Genomic DNA, 15,960 nt, shown 5'->3' on the forward strand with positions numbered 1-15,960 from the left:
GATTATTCTGTTATTCTGTCGATGGCTCAGCTGTTTTGACCAGCACACAAGGGGCTATCTGGGCTTTGCCCTTGCCATTCTGTTGACGTATAGGCATGTATGGCTAAGGCATGCACCGAGCCACCTTGCGAAGTCAGTAGGGGCGCGACCAAGCCATAAACCAGTTGATGGCGAGCGACCAAACGCTTGCCCTCAAAGGCATCGCTTACGATAGTGAGTTTAAAATGACTTTCTTTGCCATCAAAGTAGCCTGCATGATTCATCGATTCGTTAATCAGCTCGATATGCTGCGGCTGCAAGCTCTGTAGCTCAGCATAGAGGGCATCAGCGGTAGGCGTGGTATTCATGGATAGCATCCTTTTACGCGATATGGTTTGATAAAACGTTACGTAATAAAGTGGTGTTTGATGAGGTATGGGCACCGATGACGTATTAGCGTCTTGCGGCGATGCATGAGGTTATTATAGCAGACGCCGATTATAGCAGACACTGATGCCCACGCCTTATCATTCAGCAGACAATGGAGTATGGCCACCTTTATAAAAAAGCAGAATACAAACCGTGGTCTGTACTCTGCTTGACAGTCAATCTAATCAGTCATGCTAAATGATGATTAGCGGCGTGCTTTTTGGTAAAGCGGCATGACTTTGGGCATCAATGACTGCAGCTGAGCAATGCGATTGCTGCTGCTTGGGTGAGTGCTCAAAAACTGCGGCGGCTCACCTTGACTGGCGCGCTGCATTTTTTGCCACAAGCTAATCGCGGCCTGCGGGTTGTAGCCTGCGCGAGCCATTAGCTCAAGACCAATCTGGTCGGCTTCTGCTTCTTGAGTACGACCATGCGGACGACTCAGGCCTAGGTCACCGGCGACATTGGCCAGCTGCGCCTGACTTTGCGAGAGACCAAAGATACTAGCGGCGACGCCGATGCCCGTTTGAGTGGCGTATTGGCGAGAGATACGCTCGCGTGAGTGCTCACGTAATGCGTGAGACATCTCATGTCCCATGATGGCAGCGATTTCATCGTCAGTCAGATTGAGGCGATCGATGATGCCTGAATAAAACATGATTTTGCCACCTGGCATCACAAAAGCGTTGAGCTGATTTGATTTGATCGTGTGTACTTCCCATGGCCATTTTGCGGCATCAGGACGATAGACGCCGACTTGCCCGATCAGACGGTTGGAGATGTTTTTGAGGCGATTGAGCTGGGCTCTATTGGTGTCGAGCAAACCGCGAGCTTTTGCTTCTTGCAAGGTCTTTGCATAGCTTTGCGCTGATAGTTGTAACACCTGCTCATTAGAGACCAAGAGCAACTGCTGACGATCAACGCCCACCGCGCCAGTATTGGTGGTGCTACTACAGCCAGCCAGTGTCAGCGCCGACAAAGACGCGGCCATGACAGTTGTGGTCAGTAATTTTTTCATAATAAACATCCTCACTGTAAATAATAAATAAAGTTGCACAAAGTATAATAATGTTAATAAGCCAAAACCAAGACAGAAAAAGTAACAGTACACCCTATGATTGTAAGTAAACAGCGCGCCCAAACACAGTGATAGACATGCATGGCCGTGAGCCCAGCAAGTACAGCCCTTTATTTGCTAAAATATTTTATAAAAACCGACCGATAATACTTATTGTAAAATCAAACGCTTATAGCGGAATCGCTGGTAAATAAAGGCTGGCGGCGAAAATATCTGCAAAAAATGCCAAAAAAGGTGTTGACAGGCTCAGAATTTTTGCTAAAATAGCCAGCCTATCGAGACGGAGTTGTTGTTAACAATAACGCGATTCGATGTTTAGCGGGATTAGCTCAGTGGTAGAGCATAACCTTGCCAAGGTTGGGGTCGAGAGTTCGAATCTCTTATCCCGCTCCAAATATGGCTCTTTTTAGAGCACTAAAGCCTCACATTATTGTGAGGCTTTTTTTATGGGTGAAATTTGGTAGCTGATCAAATTTACGTAAAAACGGTTACAAAATACGGATGAATTGATACACGTATTTTAGAGCAAGCGCGCATACTAAGTAACATACGAGGTAACACACGAGACATCATAAATAATAATGATAAGGAATGAGTATGCAAGCGTTTCAACCCAAAGCCTTTTCGGCATTGTTTGATTTGACAGGTAAAACCGCCATCGTCACCGGCGGTGCCAATGGTATCGGTAAAGCCACTGCGCTGCGACTGGCACAAGCTGGCGCCAACATCGTCATCGCCGATCTGAAGATAGAAGATGCCAAGTCGGCGGCCCAAGAAGTCGAAAGCTTTGGGGTCAAGGCTTTGGCCGTAGAGTGTAATATTTTAAAAGACGATGATTTGGTGGCCATGGTCGATAAAACGGTGGCAACCTTTGGCACGGTCAACATATTGATCAGCAATGCTGGCGGCGGTGGCGGCGGGCAAGAAGATCCGTCTAAAATCTCAGTGGATGATTTTCGCCGTGATTTTGAGCTAAATGTCTTTAGCGCTTGGCGTCTGTGTCAGCTGTGTGTGCCGCACATGAAAAAATCCGGCTACGGCTCAATCGTCATCACCACCTCGATGTCGAGTATCAATAAGAGCCCTGACATGAGTGGCTACGCTGCATCAAAAGCGGCAGTCAATCACATGGTGGCAAATTTGGCGCACGATTTTGGCCCTGAGGTGCGTATCAACGCGGTCGGCCCAGGTGCTACGCGTACAGCGGCATTGCAGAGTGTGCTGACGCCTGAGATCGAAGCGCGCATGCTGTCGCACACACCCATCAAGCGTTTGGGCGAGGCAGATGATATCGCAGGCGCCATGCTGTATTTTGCCTCACCTATCTCTGAGTGGGTAAGTGGTCAGACGTTGTTTGTCAATGGCGGCGGCGTACAGACCTTAGATTAACGGGCGCCTAGCACGTAATTGTTATTGTTCCAGATAAAAAAGCGTCATCCAGTGGTTGGATGACGCTTTTTGTGACTCAGGACTCATTAGCAGGTTGCATCATTGTATTCTTTTTACTTAGCTCTTATTTTTTGGCCGAAAACGCTGCCGCCTTGTTGCCTATCCAATTGACCCAGCTGACTGGAAAAAAACGCAGCTGTAGTCTGATGAGGTTTGCCATCACACCTGGCACCACCAAAAACACTCGTTTTTCTACGCCCTTTAGCATGGATTTGACTGCCTCTTCGATATTTAATTCGCCTGCCAGTTTTTTCATACCGACGCCTGCTGCATCCATAACGCCGACCGCAGACTGGGTCAGCGGTGTGTCGATCGGCGGTGGTGCAAAGACCGTAATATCAATGCCTAGCGGTTTCCATTCGTAGTTTAGTGACTGCATCATGCCCAAAATGGCAAATTTAGAAGCACTATAAGAGCTATAGCCATAACTGCCTGTAAACGACGACATAGAAGCGGTGACCATGACCTGATCGCCACGCTCCAAAAACGGCCGCACCGCCGCAAGGACGTTGCGAGTGCCAAATAAGTTGATGTGCATCACGCGCTCAAACTGTGCTTGACTCATCTTATCAAACGTCCATGGGCCTGTGATACCTACAAAATGCATCAAAATATCTGGCGGGCACTGAGCCGCCGCGGTAGCAATTTTTGTACAGGTCATCTCAGCATTAGTGACATCCAGCTCATAGGTGCTGATTGAAGCATTGTGCTTATTTATCCCTTGTAATGTCGATAAGGCATTATCAAGCGGCTGCACATCAAACAATACTAAGTGCGCGCCTTGCTTGATAAGCTGCTTGGCACTCTCAAAGCCGATACCAGAAGCAGCGCCAGTGATATATATGGTCTTGTCGGTGAAATAACGCATCAGGCACCTACCTTTTGTGCGGCGTTATGTTTCATCGAGCCCGCTTGTAGTGTACCAAAGGTGGCCTCACCGATCAGGTGACTGACTTTATGACCAGGAATTAGCCAATAAGGCGTCGCTTCACTGCTCGAGGCACAGTTAGGGAAGTCGGAGTTTTGGGAGGGGCCTGCGATGGTCTTTTCGATGACCATGGAGATATATTGCTCGTTACTGCCTTCTAGGGTGTTGCCGTTTAAGATAACCTCCATACCGGTCTCTTTTGCATAACGGCGGATGGCGTTGACGGTCGAGCACATTGGCGCATAAGCGTCTGCGCCCACGCCGTTTTCTGATGTGACTCTGATGCCATCGGGTACGCGGGCGACGAGTGAGTGGTTGCCCTCAGTATGGCCTGGGGTATGTACCAGCGCCAGACCTTCACCCAATTGGATACTACCGGTAAATCGAATCACCTTGTCAGGGTCGATGCCATCGATGCCATTAGGGCAATACCAGTCTGCTTGTACGGGCAATAAAGCACTGGCGCTTTGCCACTCACGCTCATGCACCAGAATCTTTGCATTAGGGAAGTAGGCGACTTGGTCTTTTTTGCCCGAGCCTTTCGTACCGAGCCAGCGGCGGATGTCTTGGGTGTGTAGATGATCATAGCTGATATAATCCACGTCTTCGGGCATGAGGCCCACCTCTGCGAGGGCACCTGCCACATCACGAATGACAGGCGCGACCACATTTTCGAGCGGTGACCAGTTCGGCATTTTATCCGTTAAACGCTTAAAAAAAGGCGTTTCACGATCCGCTTCGATATCAGAAGGAGAGAACAGCAGGGTTTTTAGCTCGCCCAAAAAGTCATGATACTGAATGATAAAAATACGGTTTAAGATATGGATATAGGGGAATTTATACGTGCTTTGGGTATAGACGCCGCTGTAGGCGTACCACGTGGGATAGGGCACTCTGACCATATCGGCGCTTTGATAAAACTGCACCGGCGGCTCAGACATCAAGCGCTCTCGAAACGCGCTTGCTTGTTTGCGCGCGGCCTTTAAGCGCTCTTGGGGTAATGGGCTTTGATGAATATCATCAAACTCGTGGATGGCCTTGATACCTAACGATGATATATCCATAATGCATCTCCTTATGACGGATGGATATCGTTAGATAATACTAGCAGTATTGTTTTAAGGTTTATAGCAGCTTTGCTAGACGGCTAAGTTTGTATAGGTCTTTCAGAAAAGTTATCCCAATATGGGTCGTCGCCAAACCGCTCGGCAATAAAATCAATCAGATAGCGACAGCGCTGTGATAAAAAACGGTTTTTTGGATACACGGCATAAGCACTGAGTGTCGGCAGTTGATACTGTGGGAGGATCGGCACCAGCTCGCCGCGAGCCAGCCTTTGATAGGCGATGAAAGTCGGTATAAACACAATGCCATGTCCCTTTACTGCCAAATCGACTAGAAACTCGCCATTGGTGGCTTTTATTTTGGCATCGATAGTGTGGTTGTGCTTTTTGCCTTGAGCATCAGTCAGCTCTAAATGACTGGTTTTGCTCAGACCGTATTGTAAAAACTCATGGGTCACCAAGTCAGCCAAGGTCTTAGGTGTGCCCATTTTGCTCAGGTAGTCAGGGCTGGCGCAAAGGGTGTAACGAATCAGCGCCAAACGCTTGGCCTGATAGCTCGAGTCTTGTAGTTCTCTGATGCGGATAGCCAGCTCATAGCCTTCTTCGATCAAGTCGACATGCCGATCAGAAAAGTCCAGCTCGAAGCTTAAGTTGGGATGTAGATTGGCATACTCGTCAATCACCGCGTTGAGGTGCATCAAGCCAAAAGACAGCGGTGCCGTCATTTTTAAAGTGCCCTCGATGCGAGTGGGGGCGCCACTGGTTTGCTCATTGAGCGCATCTACCTCATTGAGTATATGCATCACCTGCTGATAATACTGCTCACCTGCTTGCGTCAAGCTGGACTGGCGAGTGGTGCGGCTGATCAGTTGACTACCGAGGCGAGTTTCTAATTCCTTTAGGCGGCGGCTGACGGCTGACTTGGCAATATTGAGTTGCTCGGCAGCTTTGGTGATACTGCCAGCTTCGACAATGCGTACAAACATTGCCATATCTTCTAGCTGTCCCATCCTAATTGTCCTTTTATTATTCTGCCGCATCGTTTTACGGCCAGACTGAGATAACAACGATACAGTAAGCAGTATGATAGTTATGTAGCTGACTTATTTGGGTTCGACTATATAAACGCCAACAGTGCCCATTAAAACCTTTATACCAGAAAAAAAGCTGAGTTAAAAACTCAGCTTAATTGTAGTACATATCGTGTATCTGTTTTACCTATGATCAACTATCTGATCTTTATAAGACAAGCCGTCGTTACTTGAGATCGGCCTTTTTACTGCCTTCTACCTGAACGACCAGCTTGATGTTTTTCATCATACCGCCATCGGTATAAGTATCGATACCCCACTTGGTTCTGTCGATGGTGGTTTCAAAATCGCCGCCGCACGCTTCAGCGTTTAGCAGTGGGCTGTCATAGCAGTTAAACTTAGTCGCTGTCAGTGTCACAGGATGCGTCTGACCCAGCAGTGTTAAGTCGCCTGTGACTGATTTGACTTTATTACCATCAAACTGCCAATTGGTAGATTTGAAATAAGCGGTTGGGTGCTCTTTGACATTAAAAAAATCCGCAGATTTTAAATGACCATCAAACTCTTTGAGACCTGTGCTCAAGCTGCCCATCGGAATGGTAATACCAATAAAGCCTTTTTGCTCTTTGGGTGCGTACTCAAGAATGCCTGAAAGGTCATAAAAGCCACCAGCATTGGTCGAGGTGCCAAAGTGATCGACAAAAAAGCGCACCGCGGTATGCTTAGGGTCCAGCTCATAGGTCGCTGCCTGACCGACAGTGCTCATCATGCCAAGGGCGCTGATAGCAGCGAAGGCGAGGGCACGATTGGCTTGTTTGATAGAAGGGAGCATCATGGTTCATTATCCTTATTTGTGATCGAGAATTAGGGTGGAGCAAAGAGTGCATTGGCTTAACGTTTTCTTATTTATTTCCGTTAAGTAGTGCTTATAGATGTCATGGGTAAGTTTAGCAAGAAAATAGGACATTTGAGTGCCACTGTCTATTATAAATGTGTCTCTTCGTTGCTTTTTGTAACGATTGTATGCTTTGTAAGGAAAGAAAAGTTACCACCGTTGTGTAGCGTTATGCGGGTAACTGTTCTGATAATTAGAACTTATATTTGTAATTATCATAGTTTATCTACTTATATGCAACGCCTACAATATGATGGTTACCTAATAAAACAGCTTAAAGATAAAAAAATCTTTTAAATAAGATGTGGTGCTTAAGCAAGATTTCATGTTACCGAATTTATTATATTGGAGAGTTATCGTGGACAAGTTACAAGAAGTTAGTGCGCCGATCGGTCGTCTGTTTTTATCGATGATCTTTATTTTTTCAGGCTTTACCAAGATCACAGGCTATGCGGCAACCCAAGGCTATATGGAGTCAATGGGCGTACCTGGCATGCTGTTACCATTGGTCATCGCGTTAGAGCTATTTGGCGGTATCGCTATTTTGTTGGGGTTTAAAGCGCGCGTGGTCGCTTTATTATTTGTAGGGTTCAATATTATATCAGCGCTGATGTTTCATCAGTTTTGGCTCGATGAGTCGCAAATGAACCCATTTATGAAAAACATCGCGATGGCGGGTGGTTTCTTACTGATATTTGCTCATGGCCCAGGTGCCTATTCAATCGATCATAAAAAATAAGCAGCGCGCTGAGCTCTTATCGTTTACGTTCAGCGCTTAAGTTGATAGTTTAGCGTGAAGAGAAGATATATAAAAGCGCGGTATAGTATGATGATGCAAGCAGCCGATGTCTTTTTTGTGAGCTGTCATTTAGCCATCATTGATAAACGATTTGTTATAAGGAATTATTATGCGCGAATCAATAACCATTGCTCTTATCATCGGTAGCTTACGTAAAGACTCTATCAATCGTAAATTTGCCGAATATGTCGTGTCGCAAATGCCGTCAGGTGTCACGATCAACGAAGTTAATATCGTTGACTTGCCGCTTTATAATCAAGACTTTGATGAGACCACAATCGACAGCTATGAGCGCGTCCGTCAGCAACTAAAAGCCGCGGATGCGGTGCTGATTGTCACGCCCGAGCACAATCGCACGATGCCAGCGGCACTCAAAAACGTCATCGACATCGCCTCGCGCCCGTATAAACAAAGCATATGGACGGATAAGAAAGTCGCTGTGATGACGGCATCTCCTAGTAGCTATGGCGGTATCAACAGTGGGCTCGATGTCCGTAAAAGCATGCAGATGCTCTCGGCACAAATGATGATACGCCCTGAAGTACATCTAAGCCGAGCGACCGACAGTCTAAATGAAGACGGTAGTGTCAGTGAGCGTACCCAAAAATATCTGCAAAAATTCGTCGAAGCGTTTATTGAATTTGCCGCCATTGCCGATAGCCGCGACGCAGATAGTAATAATGTAGGACGTACGGGTGCTTAGTACAACCGCCAAGTCGCCGAGCTTTTGGCAGCGCTACCGTGCGCCTGTGTTATTGACGGTGGTCGGCGGTGCGATTGATACCATCGGTTTTATCACCCTTTTTGGGTTTTTTACCGCTCATGTCACAGGCAACTTGGTATTGGCAGGCAGTGGTTTGGTCAAAGGCGAGGACGGCCTGTGGATCAAGCTGGCTTCTGTGCCGCTGTTTATTTTGACGGTCGTTGTGACCAAAGTCTATATCGATAACAGTCGTCAGCAGCGGCTGATACTGACTCATTTGCTATTGGCAGAGGCGGTGTTTCTCACCGCGTTTATGATAGCAGGATTGTCTTTCCAGCCGTTTACGGATGGCAATAGTATCACCGTTGCGATTACTGGTGGCTTGGGTTTGACGGCCTTGGCGATTCGCAATACAGCCAGCAAAACCGTCATCAAACATATGAGTCCAACGGTGCTGATGACGGGTAATACCACTCAGTTAGGTATTAATCTATCAGACTATCTTGCCAATAGAACACTCGATAACGCCAAAAAACTTGCGCATAGCTCAGCGCTAGTGAGCAGTTTTGTCATTGGCGCGTTATTGGGCGCACTGCTTTATGTCAAATTAAGCTACTGGGCTGTCGGTCTATTTGTATTGCCTGTGCTGTATTTAGCATGGCTGGCTCGTGACAAAAGCTTTTTACAAAATATAGGCTAAGACTCTAAGCGCCAAACTCATTTGGCCCTCCGCACTAGTACTACCCGCCGCCATAACTGAAAAAACGCCATGTTATTTAGCATGGCGTTTTTGGTTTTACAGACGTCTTTTAATATAGTCAATCCGACCTAACATTGGCACACTTTATACCAGTAGAGTGATATCTATTTAAAAAAAGATTAACTATGCCTTAAGCTCTATGGCGCAGCGTTGTGAAACACCGAGTTGTCTTGGTATTCTGGATGTTTGTCGATATACGCTTTGACATAAGGGCAGGTGGGTTTGACGCGTAAGCCTTTGGTGGCGGCGTCATCTAAGATGGTCTTGACCAAATAACCTGCGATACCGCGTCCGCCCAGCGCTTCTGGTACTTCGGTATGTTTGTATTCGATGCCTTTTTCACCGGTACTTGTGGTAAAAAAATCATAGTCTTCAAACGCGATTTGACCATCGATATGCATCTCAAAGCGTTTCTCGTCCGTATTATCGACCAGCTCGTACTGTAGCGGCTCTTTTTTTGCATCGTCTGACATGGTTGCGCTCCTTGTATGGCGAATATATTTGATGACAGCTTTATAAACTTAACTTAACCTAAATTGGCTAATATTAGTCATGCTAACAGTTTATGCTAATGCTTCTGTTATGTTTGTATTAACATCCGCATCAACGTCAGAATTTTTATTGTTCTAAATATAAGAATAGTTATTTGCGATTAGCTTTGTTTATCTATGATAAGACAACAATTACAATAGCATCATCACTTAGACAAGCGCGTTAATGAGCAGTGTTGAACCAGTTAACGTACGACAATATAAGGATTTATTATGCAAACTATCTATCATGCAGCAGACTCTCGCGGCGGTGCCGACCACGGCTGGCTCAAAAGCCGTCATACGTTTAGCTTTGCCAACTATCACAATCCTGCGCGTATGGGTTTTGGCGCGCTACGTGTCATCAACGATGATTTTGTCATCGGTGGTCAAGGTTTTGGCAGACACTCACATCGTGATATGGAAATTATCAGTATCCCGTTATCGGGCAAGCTCGGTCATGGCGACAATATCGGCAACGAAGGCATCATCGAAACGGGCGAAATCCAAGTGATGTCGGCAGGCACGGGTATCACTCATAGTGAGATGAACGGCGATGCCAATGAGCCTGTGAAGTTTTTACAGATTTGGGTCATTCCAAACAAAATGAATGTCACGCCGCGCTATCAGCAGTTGCGCATGGATGACATCCTGCAGCCAAATGAATTTAACCAAGTGCTGTCACCCAATGCCGACGATGCTGGCGTATGGATTCATCAAAATGCGTGGTTTAGCATCGGTGACTTTGACAAAGGTGTGACACAGACCTATGACTTAAAAGACCCTAACAATGGCGTATATATCTTTGTCATTAGTGGTCAGGTTGTGGTGAACGGTAACACTTTAGATACCTGCGATGGCCTTGGTGTTTGGGATACTAAAAGTTTTACGATGGATGTCGCTGAAGACGCTAAAGTCCTTGTCATGGAAGTACCTATAAGCTTTTAGGCGCTTTAAAAAGGTGGCGGCGCTATGGTCATCATCCTTGACACCAGATAACACACATCATTGATAATTGATAATAAGAGGTGAGTCATGAGTATTAAAACCCTAGAGCCGCGTTTGGCCGATGTTGGCGGTATTCCTATCGCCCGTCTGTTACCTAATACTGGCAAAAAACCGATCGGTGCGTGGTGCTTTTTGGATCATGCAGGTCCTGCTCAGTTTGAGGACGGTGAGGCTGGCATGCAAGTGGGTCGTCATCCGCATACCAATTTGCAAACCTTTAGCTGGATGTTAGATGGCGAAGTGCTGCATAAAGACAGCCTGGGCAACGAGCAAGTAATTACCAAAAACCAAGTCAACGTCATGACGGCAGGTACCGGTTTAACGCAAGGCATCAGTCATACTGAGCAAAGCGTCTTTCCTGATACGGGCGGCTCGCCAGATGCGGCGCGCGCGCTGAGTATGGTGCAGCTGTGGATTGCTCTACCGACAGACCAAAAAATCGAGCGCAGCTTTCATCACTATCCAGAGCTACCGACGTGGACGGAAAATAATGTAGAGATGATATTGACCACGGGCAACTACACCAGAGTCACAGGCGAGCGCTACGAAGCACCTACGATACAGTACTCCAAACTGGTTGGTATCGATGTGTACTGGCTAGAGGATGGCGAGGTCACCCTAACGCTAGAGCCTGGTTTTGAATACGGTATCTTAGTCAGCGAAGGGCAGATCGAGTCTGAAGGCAAAATCTGTGAGCAAGATCAGCTATTTCGCTTCCATGATAGTGATGTCGAAAACAACGAAAGCATCAAGCTGGTCGCCAAAAAAGGCACACGGGTGATGTTTATCGGCGGTGAACCATTAAACAATAAAGTGCTGCTGTGGTGGAATTTTGTCGCTGATAATAAAGCGGAGATTGAGCAGTCTATCATTGATTGGAACAACGGCCACGAGCGCTTTGGTAATGTCGACTCTGATATGAAACGTCTGCCCGCCCCAGCGCTACCTGAAGGTTTTAAAGGATGATTTGCCAATACAGATTGTTAATTTATCTTTTATGATTCACGTTATTATGAAGATTTTTTACAAAATTTGAATATAGATCGGTCGGTGTTGCTTTTACCATCAAATGACGATTGACGATTGACGATTGACGATTGACGATCAACTAACTTTTACTATCGAACCATTTTAAAACACATACTTTATATACAACTTAAATATTTAACTCGACGGAGTCTTATTATGTCAGGCCTAACCACCTTACAAAATCTTGCCGAAAAACGCCGCTCTATCTATGCCTTGAGCGATCAACTACCAGTCTCTAAGGATGAGGTGGTAAAATTAGTAGAACATGCTATTTTGCACACGCCTTCTGCCTTCAACTCTCAGTCAGCTCGTATCGTTGTCTTGTTCGATGAGGATCATCAAAAACTTTGGGATATTACCGAAGAGACATTGAAGGTCATCGTGGGTGACGAGGAGAAATTCCAAGGTACAAAAGATAAAATCGCAGGCTTTAAAGCCGGTGCTGGTACGATATTGTTTTTTGAAGACAAAGGTGTGATCAGAAGCATGCAAGAAGCAGCGCCTTTATATGCGGATAAATTCCCAATCTGGGCACACCAGACCAGTGCCATGCATCAGTATGTGATTTGGACGGCATTGGCAAGTATCGATGTTGGCGCCAACTTGCAGCATTATAATCCAGTGATTGACCAGCAGGTTGCCGATACTTGGAATATCGCTGATGATTGGGAGCTAAACGCGCAGATGGTGTTTGGTGCCATCGAGCAGCCAGCTGGTGACAAAGAGTTTAAGCCAGTAGAGGAGCGTATGAAGGTGTTTGGTAAATAAGCACCAAAGCTCGGTAACCTAAGAGATAAAAAGTCAAAAAGCGCCATCCAGCTTATGGGTGGCGCTTTTTTAGGGTGAAGAAATCAAGCGATTTATTGTTGTATAGCTTTAATGGCATAAAGATAAAACCATATAAACGAAAATAACCGGTATAAAAACCGTCAGAATACCAACCCTGAGCACATAACGCGCTCCACCGGAGAGTTAGCTACTGGTTTTGTTACCCATCAGGCTATTGGCCACCCATGCAGGCCCAATTAATAGAAACTGTAAATCTTCAAAAAATGAGGGTTTTTTTCCTTCGATTTTATGACCGATAAACTGCCCAATCCAAGCCACAACAAAGATACCTGCCCAGACCTTAAAGCCCCACGGTAGTAAGGTCATGACAGACAGGCAGATAAGAATAAACATACCCATCGCCAAAAATAACGGCGTGGACAAACGCATGTAGAACAGCAAGACCAAGGCGCTAAGCACTAAGGTAAACCAAACGGATAGCGACATACCCATCCCAAGCAAACTGACAAAGATGGTCGGCACGCAGAGCCAATGTATTTTTTTGTTGATTAGGTTTTGGTGGCTGACAGAGTACTCACTGAGCCACTGCTCAAGTGTGCGTTTTGATAGGCGGGGCGGACGACGAGACATACTAACCTCCTTGTTAGTCATTAAGATACGACACTCCTCTCCTACATCAGAGCGCCTCTAGTATCATTTGTAGCACTAATTGGACTTCTCTACCATAGTATCTGATAGACGGTTCAGTCAGCGCTGAGCATTTCTCTCACTTTTGGCTTTCCTATGGCGGTTCTTTGATCTGTCAGCTTTATCCTAGATGCGATAGGGCCTATCAAAAGCGTCTAAGCCAACTAAATAATCTAAGTCATCTGAGCCATATCACGTCAGTATATTAGCTTCTCTCGCTACGATGCCATTCATACAGACCGATAAAAGAGTTGACTTGATAAATCATGGTCTGAATGGCAAAAATGTAGTTGCCAGACATAATATTGACAATGAGCCAAACAAAATTGACGATAATCCACAGCCACCAGTTAAACGAGTAGCGCAAAATCATAGCGGCTTGGGCGGTGATTGAGAGCACAAAGGCGAGGACATTGATCCAAAAAAAAGAAATAAACCCTAAAAACAGACTGTTGTCGTCTTCAACCACCGTATAACCATAGCTGGCTAAAAGGTCGTTGACGGTAGGAAATAGCGCCAGCCCAATCACAATAAAGGCAATGGTAATCAGCCAAACGGCTTTGCTGGCAGACTTGGGTATCATGTCGCCGTCAGGGTCGGTGTGCTTTGACCAATAAAAAATGCCATAGACATGGGTGAAAAAGTTAAACAAAGGCGCCAGCATCAAACCCACCGCGCCTGAGGTTGCCTGCACCACCACTTCGCCTGCAGTGGCGGCCATGCCAAAGCCATTACCCAAGACGTTTTTGCGAAATGATAGCGATACCACACAAATCAAGCCGATAAAGGACACCGCCAAATAAAACCAATCTAGGGTGGTATGATCGGTGGTCAACCAAAAGCCTGCTGATAAGGCAATCACGCCGCAGATAAACCAAGTGATGATCCACTGCATGGCCCACTTGCCAGTGATATTGTCTAATAGCTGAATACGCATAGGTTTTTCCTAAAATAAATGTTGGGAGCGGCTTGTTTGACCGTTGTGGTTTTGACTTTTTTACAAGCCGCTTCTTTTATAATATGCTGTTTTTATTCTGTATTTTTACTTTGTTTGTTTTTTGCTTTATCTGTTTTTTATTTGGCGTTGTCGCACCGCGCTTTGTTTATTGGTTTTTGTTATAGACATATCGATCGATAAAACGTAACGCTTGCTGGTAGCGAGCATCATAATCAGGCGCATCGATCAAATGCGGCTCGATACCATGGCGGGTAAAGATATCAACCAGTCGCTGCTCAAAGCGCCCGCGCGCCTCAGGGGTGCCAAGTGAACGCATGCCGTCATCTACCCACGGCGTATTATTGTCTAGCATAATAGTATGGTCCAAGCGAAACTCATCAATACATGCGGCCACAAACGGATGGCTACGACCTTCGTACTCTTCACAAAACGCCTGCGTGGTCACAAAATCAGTATCAACAATGGTCACAGGGGCAGTCGCTACGGCTGCGGCCTCTCGAATCGCCTGAGCATGATTGAGGGCGATGGGGCCATAGTCACTATACTGTAGCCCAATCTCGCTGCCACCCAAGTCCGTACCAACGTATAAACGCCCCATCTCTAACGCAAAGCTTGCGCCATAATAGTTGGCAAGCTTATGTACCAAGGTTGTTTTCCCTGAGCTTTCACCGCCGACGATCGCGACCGTCTTTGTGTAATCACCGCGCGCTTGTGGGTGAATCGCTGACCAATGGGCGACAGGATCGCGAGCGATGGCATAAGAATCAAACGCGGGCTGTAGCGCCGTCGTCACCACGGGCATCTGCAAGTGTCCTGTGACATGGGATTGGGCTAAAGGATGGTTTTGTGCTACAAACAGCACCGCTTCTGCAGGCAACGCGAGCGCCTGGCTCAGGCGATGCAGCTTGGCGTTGCTGGCTGGGATGTCGATGTGCACCTCATCAAAGCTGTCATGAAGCGGCAGGGCAATCTCATGGGTGGTATGAATGTGAATAAAAGGCAAGTCAGCACAGGCCATCTGTAACCAGCGCGCCTTATCTTGTAGCGTAATGCTAAAGTCTGGATGCGGCGTAGGGTGCGCTGTGATGACGATATGCAGTATTTTAGCTTGCCCTGCGGCCTCCAAAATACTGCGCATTTGCCCCAAATGTAGTGGTTCAAAATGACTAATCATCAACCCCGTATCGTACATAGCAATCCTTGTTTGTTTTTAATAAGCGTTTTTATAAAAGTAAGACAATCTGCATGGTATAAAGGTTTTGGTCGATTTGCAGGTAGGTTATTGTAAACAAGCGCTGATAAAGGTTGTTTTTATTAAACAGGCGTTAAGCGGTGATAAATCAATGTGGCTAGGGTATCGTCAGTTTGAAATAAAATCGATACGCTCATATGAATGTGCAAATGGTATAAATTTTCCTTGCGTACTGTTGTCACAGAGGCTGCAAGAAACGACTTATTATCTCTCTGTATTGTTTTGATATTGGATTGCCTATAAACCTATAAACACACCATCAGCATAACCAGCATCAGTATAACCAGAAAAATCAAATAAGCGTATCTGTTTGATTGTGCTTAGTATTTTAAAGTAGGTAGGTGGTAGAAGTAAGGTTTTGGCAACAAATCTGCTTCTGAAACATTTTGAAATAATTATTTAAAATCAGTAGCTTACAAGCAGTTAGGACAGATTAGGGCAAGCTTAGGTAGCATAAACTCACAAAGCACTGGTACATCTTCAACAGACCATAAGAAAATAGTTGCTATACTGATTTGTAAGTTAGAAAGGCTACAGATTAAGCCTAACTAAAAGACGCTGAAAAAGGCTAAAAGACATAAAATAAAAAATA

At 46.0% G+C, this 15,960-nt stretch carries 17 protein-coding genes and 1 tRNA gene; 8 read left to right on the forward strand and 10 right to left on the reverse strand.

What is annotated here, in order from left to right; all coding sequences use genetic code 11:
* Positions 1–26: 26 nt before the first annotated feature.
* On the reverse strand, positions 27–347 hold the full coding sequence (locus R0I52_RS04285) for a BolA family protein (protein WP_317053307.1): 321 nt from the start codon (positions 345–347) through the stop codon (positions 27–29).
* A 266-nt stretch (positions 348–613) separates the two neighbouring features.
* Entirely contained in the window at positions 614–1,426 is an 813-nt protein-coding gene (locus R0I52_RS04290) for a M48 family metalloprotease (protein WP_317053308.1), read from the reverse strand.
* A gap of 378 nt (positions 1,427–1,804) precedes the next feature.
* On the opposite strand from R0I52_RS04290, the gene R0I52_RS04295 reads away from it, so the two are divergent.
* Together R0I52_RS04295 and R0I52_RS04300 are read left to right on the forward strand one after the other, a co-directional pair.
* Positions 1,805–1,879, forward strand: a tRNA-Gly gene (locus tag R0I52_RS04295).
* Positions 1,880–2,083: 204 nt separating this feature from the next.
* Positions 2,084–2,875, forward strand: coding sequence for a glucose 1-dehydrogenase (locus R0I52_RS04300; RefSeq protein ID WP_317053309.1), 792 nt, complete (start codon positions 2,084–2,086; stop codon positions 2,873–2,875).
* Between the two features lie 124 nt (positions 2,876–2,999).
* Here R0I52_RS04300 and R0I52_RS04305 read toward each other — a convergent pair whose 3' ends face one another.
* The 4 genes from R0I52_RS04305 to R0I52_RS04320 form a co-directional block, all read right to left on the reverse strand.
* Positions 3,000–3,803, reverse strand: coding sequence for an SDR family NAD(P)-dependent oxidoreductase (locus R0I52_RS04305; protein WP_317053310.1), 804 nt, complete (start codon positions 3,801–3,803; stop codon positions 3,000–3,002).
* Entirely contained in the window at positions 3,803–4,927 is a 1,125-nt protein-coding gene (locus tag R0I52_RS04310) for a hypothetical protein (protein WP_317053311.1), read from the reverse strand. The genes R0I52_RS04305 and R0I52_RS04310 overlap by 1 nt, the downstream gene beginning before the upstream one ends.
* Before the next feature lie 83 nt (positions 4,928–5,010).
* A complete protein-coding gene (locus tag R0I52_RS04315; protein ID WP_317053312.1) occupies positions 5,011–5,937 on the reverse strand; it encodes a LysR family transcriptional regulator in 927 nt (308 codons plus the stop codon).
* A 247-nt stretch (positions 5,938–6,184) separates the two neighbouring features.
* A complete protein-coding gene (locus R0I52_RS04320) occupies positions 6,185–6,793 on the reverse strand; it encodes a YceI family protein (RefSeq protein ID WP_317053313.1) in 609 nt (202 codons plus the stop codon).
* A 418-nt stretch (positions 6,794–7,211) separates the two neighbouring features.
* Between R0I52_RS04320 and R0I52_RS04325 the strand changes: the two genes are divergently transcribed.
* The 3 genes from R0I52_RS04325 to R0I52_RS04335 all read left to right on the forward strand — a co-directional run bounded on the left by R0I52_RS04325 (position 7,212) and on the right by R0I52_RS04335 (position 9,055).
* On the forward strand, positions 7,212–7,592 hold the full coding sequence (locus tag R0I52_RS04325) for a DoxX family protein (RefSeq protein WP_317053314.1): 381 nt from the start codon (positions 7,212–7,214) through the stop codon (positions 7,590–7,592).
* 169 nt (positions 7,593–7,761) lie between these two features.
* Positions 7,762–8,355, forward strand: coding sequence for an NAD(P)H-dependent oxidoreductase (locus tag R0I52_RS04330; RefSeq protein WP_317053315.1), 594 nt, complete (start codon positions 7,762–7,764; stop codon positions 8,353–8,355).
* Positions 8,348–9,055 (forward strand): YoaK family protein, encoded by a 708-nt coding sequence (locus tag R0I52_RS04335; protein WP_207970277.1) that lies wholly within the window; start codon positions 8,348–8,350, stop codon positions 9,053–9,055. Before R0I52_RS04330 ends, R0I52_RS04335 begins: the two co-directional genes overlap by 8 nt.
* Before the next feature lie 197 nt (positions 9,056–9,252).
* On the opposite strand, the gene R0I52_RS04340 is transcribed toward R0I52_RS04335, so the two are convergent.
* On the reverse strand, positions 9,253–9,588 hold the full coding sequence (locus R0I52_RS04340; RefSeq protein ID WP_317053316.1) for a GNAT family N-acetyltransferase: 336 nt from the start codon (positions 9,586–9,588) through the stop codon (positions 9,253–9,255).
* A 291-nt stretch (positions 9,589–9,879) separates the two neighbouring features.
* On the opposite strand from R0I52_RS04340, the gene R0I52_RS04345 reads away from it, so the two are divergent.
* The 3 genes from R0I52_RS04345 to R0I52_RS04355 all read left to right on the forward strand — a co-directional run bounded on the left by R0I52_RS04345 (position 9,880) and on the right by R0I52_RS04355 (position 12,450).
* Entirely contained in the window at positions 9,880–10,593 is a 714-nt protein-coding gene (locus tag R0I52_RS04345) for a pirin family protein (RefSeq protein WP_317053317.1), read from the forward strand.
* Between the two features lie 87 nt (positions 10,594–10,680).
* Positions 10,681–11,619, forward strand: a complete 939-nt coding sequence (locus R0I52_RS04350; RefSeq protein WP_317053318.1) for a pirin family protein — start codon at positions 10,681–10,683, stop codon at positions 11,617–11,619.
* Between the two features lie 219 nt (positions 11,620–11,838).
* Positions 11,839–12,450, forward strand: a complete 612-nt coding sequence (locus R0I52_RS04355; RefSeq protein WP_317053319.1) for a nitroreductase family protein — start codon at positions 11,839–11,841, stop codon at positions 12,448–12,450.
* Between the two features lie 204 nt (positions 12,451–12,654).
* On the opposite strand, the gene R0I52_RS04360 is transcribed toward R0I52_RS04355, so the two are convergent.
* The 3 genes from R0I52_RS04360 to nadR form a co-directional block, all read right to left on the reverse strand.
* The gene (locus tag R0I52_RS04360; protein ID WP_317053320.1) at positions 12,655–13,101 is read right to left on the reverse strand and encodes a DUF962 domain-containing protein; all 447 of its coding nucleotides are present in this window, start codon (positions 13,099–13,101) and stop codon (positions 12,655–12,657) included.
* A gap of 262 nt (positions 13,102–13,363) precedes the next feature.
* Positions 13,364–14,095, reverse strand: coding sequence for a nicotinamide riboside transporter PnuC (gene pnuC / locus R0I52_RS04365; protein WP_317053321.1), 732 nt, complete (start codon positions 14,093–14,095; stop codon positions 13,364–13,366).
* Between the two features lie 166 nt (positions 14,096–14,261).
* Entirely contained in the window at positions 14,262–15,308 is a 1,047-nt protein-coding gene (nadR, locus tag R0I52_RS04370) for a multifunctional transcriptional regulator/nicotinamide-nucleotide adenylyltransferase/ribosylnicotinamide kinase NadR (protein ID WP_317053322.1), read from the reverse strand.
* Positions 15,309–15,960 lie beyond the last annotated feature (652 nt).

The organism is Psychrobacter sp. CAM01 (assembly GCF_032842965.1).
Taxonomy (GTDB): domain Bacteria; phylum Pseudomonadota; class Gammaproteobacteria; order Pseudomonadales; family Moraxellaceae; genus Psychrobacter; species Psychrobacter celer.